General features: G+C 58.7%; 3 protein-coding genes. All 3 read right to left on the reverse strand.

Translation table 11 applies throughout. The features are described from left to right. Positions 1-30: 30 nt before the first annotated feature. The gene (locus tag JQF37_RS31145) at positions 31-1,557 is read right to left on the reverse strand and encodes an IS66 family transposase (protein WP_130211650.1); all 1,527 of its coding nucleotides are present in this window, start codon (positions 1,555-1,557) and stop codon (positions 31-33) included. Between the two features lie 83 nt (positions 1,558-1,640). Further along, a complete protein-coding gene (gene tnpB, locus JQF37_RS31625; protein WP_017279403.1) occupies positions 1,641-1,976 on the reverse strand; it encodes an IS66 family insertion sequence element accessory protein TnpB in 336 nt (111 codons plus the stop codon). After that, positions 1,973-2,341, reverse strand: coding sequence for a transposase (locus tag JQF37_RS31155; protein WP_204149927.1), 369 nt, complete (start codon positions 2,339-2,341; stop codon positions 1,973-1,975). The genes tnpB and JQF37_RS31155 overlap by 4 nt, the downstream gene beginning before the upstream one ends. Between the last annotated feature and the right edge of the window lie 35 nt (positions 2,342-2,376).

Genomic DNA, 2,376 nt, shown 5'->3' on the forward strand with positions numbered 1-2,376 from the left:
GTAAGCGTCCGCCCAACACACCTTGTGTGATTAAACGGGCGCCCACCTGTGCGGCAACAGCTCGGTTATCTCACTCGCACGCTGCGTCGGCAGGCGTGTAAGAACATCCTTCAAGTAAGCATACGGATCATGTCCGTTGAGCCGCGCCGACTGGATCAAACTCATGATCGCCGCCGCACGTTTACCGCTGCGTAACGAGCCCGCGAACAGCCAGTTCGAGCGCCCAAGAGCCCACGGCCGGATTTGATTCTCGCACCAGTTATTATCGATGGGCACAGCACCGTCATCGAGATAGCGCGTCAGCGCTATCCAGCGTTTGAGGCTGTAATCCAGGGCCTTGGCGATGGCCGAACCCTCAGGCACAAGCTGTCTTTGGGCGGTCATCCAGGTATGAAGTGCGTCGGCGATTGGCGCTGCTTTTTCCTGCCGTATTCGCTGTCGATCACCCGGTTCCAGCTCGCGGACTTCTCGTTCAACTTCGTACAAGGCCGCGATGTAGTGCAGCGCTTTTTCGGCGATCTGGCTCTTGTTGGTCGCATGCAAGTCGAAGAACTTTCGGCGGGCATGGGCCATGCAGCCGATCTCCGTAACGCCCAGTTCAAAGCCTGCCTTGTAGCCGGCAAAGTCATCGCAGACCAGCTTGCCGTTCCAACTGCCCAGGAAGGCTCGGGCATGTTCGCCAGCGCGGCTTGGGCTGAAGTCGTAAACGACCGCCGTCAGGTCGGAGAACTGACTGGTGGCATAGGCCCAGACATAAGCGCGATGAGTTTTTTTAGCGCCAGGCGTCAGCATTTGTACCGGCGTCTCGTCGGCGTGAACGATGCCGTGCGTCAGCACGGCTTCGCGCAGCGCATCGACTAGTGGTTGGAGTTGCACGCCGCAGTTGCCCACCCACTGCGCCAAGGTCGAACGGGCGATGGGCAGCCCGGCGCGACCGAAGATTTTTTCCTGACGATACAGCGGCAAATGATCAGCGAACTTGGCCACCATGACATGGGCCAGCAGGCCTGCGGTCGGTATGCCTTTGTCGATGACGTGCGCCGGTACCGGCGCCTGGATTAGCGTTTCGCACTGCTCGCAGGCCCATTTCCCACGGATGTGACGCTCGACGGTGAACACGCCGGGCGTGTAGTCGAGTTTTTCACTGGCATCTTCGCCGATGCGCTTGAGAGCACAGCCGCACTGGCAATGGCTGTTGTCCGGTTCGTGATGGATCAGCGTGCGAGGAAATTGCGGCGGCAGCGCTGCGCGCTTAGGTTGCTGGCGCACTTTGGCTTCGACTGGTGTCGGTTGCAGCGCCTCAAGCTCGGCTTCGATAGCGGCAATATCAGTATCGATCAAGTCGTCGAGCAAGCTGGCCTGATCTGGACTTAGTTGCTCGCTGCGTTTGGCAAACTTGAAGCGCTTGAGCAGCGCGATCTCGTGGGCCAGCTTCTCGTTGACCGACTTTTGATGATTGATCTGCTTGTCCATCGTCTCGACGCGCTGGATCAACTGCGCCGCCAAAGCACGCAGTTCTTCAGGGTTTAATTGATCGAGATTCGGATGCGAAGTCATGCCGCCGATTTTGCCAGAGAGGGCTATGGGCGGCGATAGACTGATGCGCCAATTGCGCTGGCAAGCAGGCCATGGCAGGCGAGTTAGAGCACCGTGATGGCTCCTCCGGAACCGACGCGTTGCCAAGGTAAGCCGAGCACCAAGGCTTGAAGTTGCTCTGCATCCAGCTCGACTTCAGAGCCGTGCCGCACGCCAGGCCAAAAGAAACGTCCTTGATTTAAGCGCCGGGCAGCAAGCCAAATCCCCAAGCCATCATGCACCAGCACTTTCATGCGATTGGCACGACGGTTGGCAAACAGATAAGCACAGTGCGGCTTCGCCGCACCGAACACCGCCACGACCCGCGCCAGCGCAGTTTCAGTGCCGGCGCGCATGTCCATGGGCTCGGTGGCGAGCCAGATGGAGTCGATGCGGATCATCGCAGCAGGTCTCGCAGGAAAGCAGAACACGCCGCTGCATTTTCTGCCGGCCAACTCACCACGACTACGCCTTTTGGATGCGGCACTTCGATTCGGATCGTGGCAGGAAGGGCCTGATGCATCGGCACCGGCGGCGATGTCTTGACCGGGATGAAGGCGGTTTGAAGTGTCAGGTTTTTCTGCGCATGCACGCGTATCCATTTATGGACGAGGTTGGCGTTGAGGTTGTGGGTCAACGCGACATTGGCGATCGAGGTGTCAGGCTGCGCGCATTCGGCGATGACCTGGGCCTTGAAGGACTTTGAATAGGAACGGCGTTCTTGTGGCATAGGCGTCCGCTTAAAAAGGCTAAAAATGGTGTCCACTTAAATTTAGGTGGACACCATCGCCTCAAGCGACG

Origin of the sequence: Pseudomonas sp. MIL9 (assembly GCF_016887925.1) — a bacterium.
Taxonomy (GTDB): Bacteria; Pseudomonadota; Gammaproteobacteria; order Pseudomonadales; family Pseudomonadaceae; genus Aquipseudomonas; species Aquipseudomonas mohnii.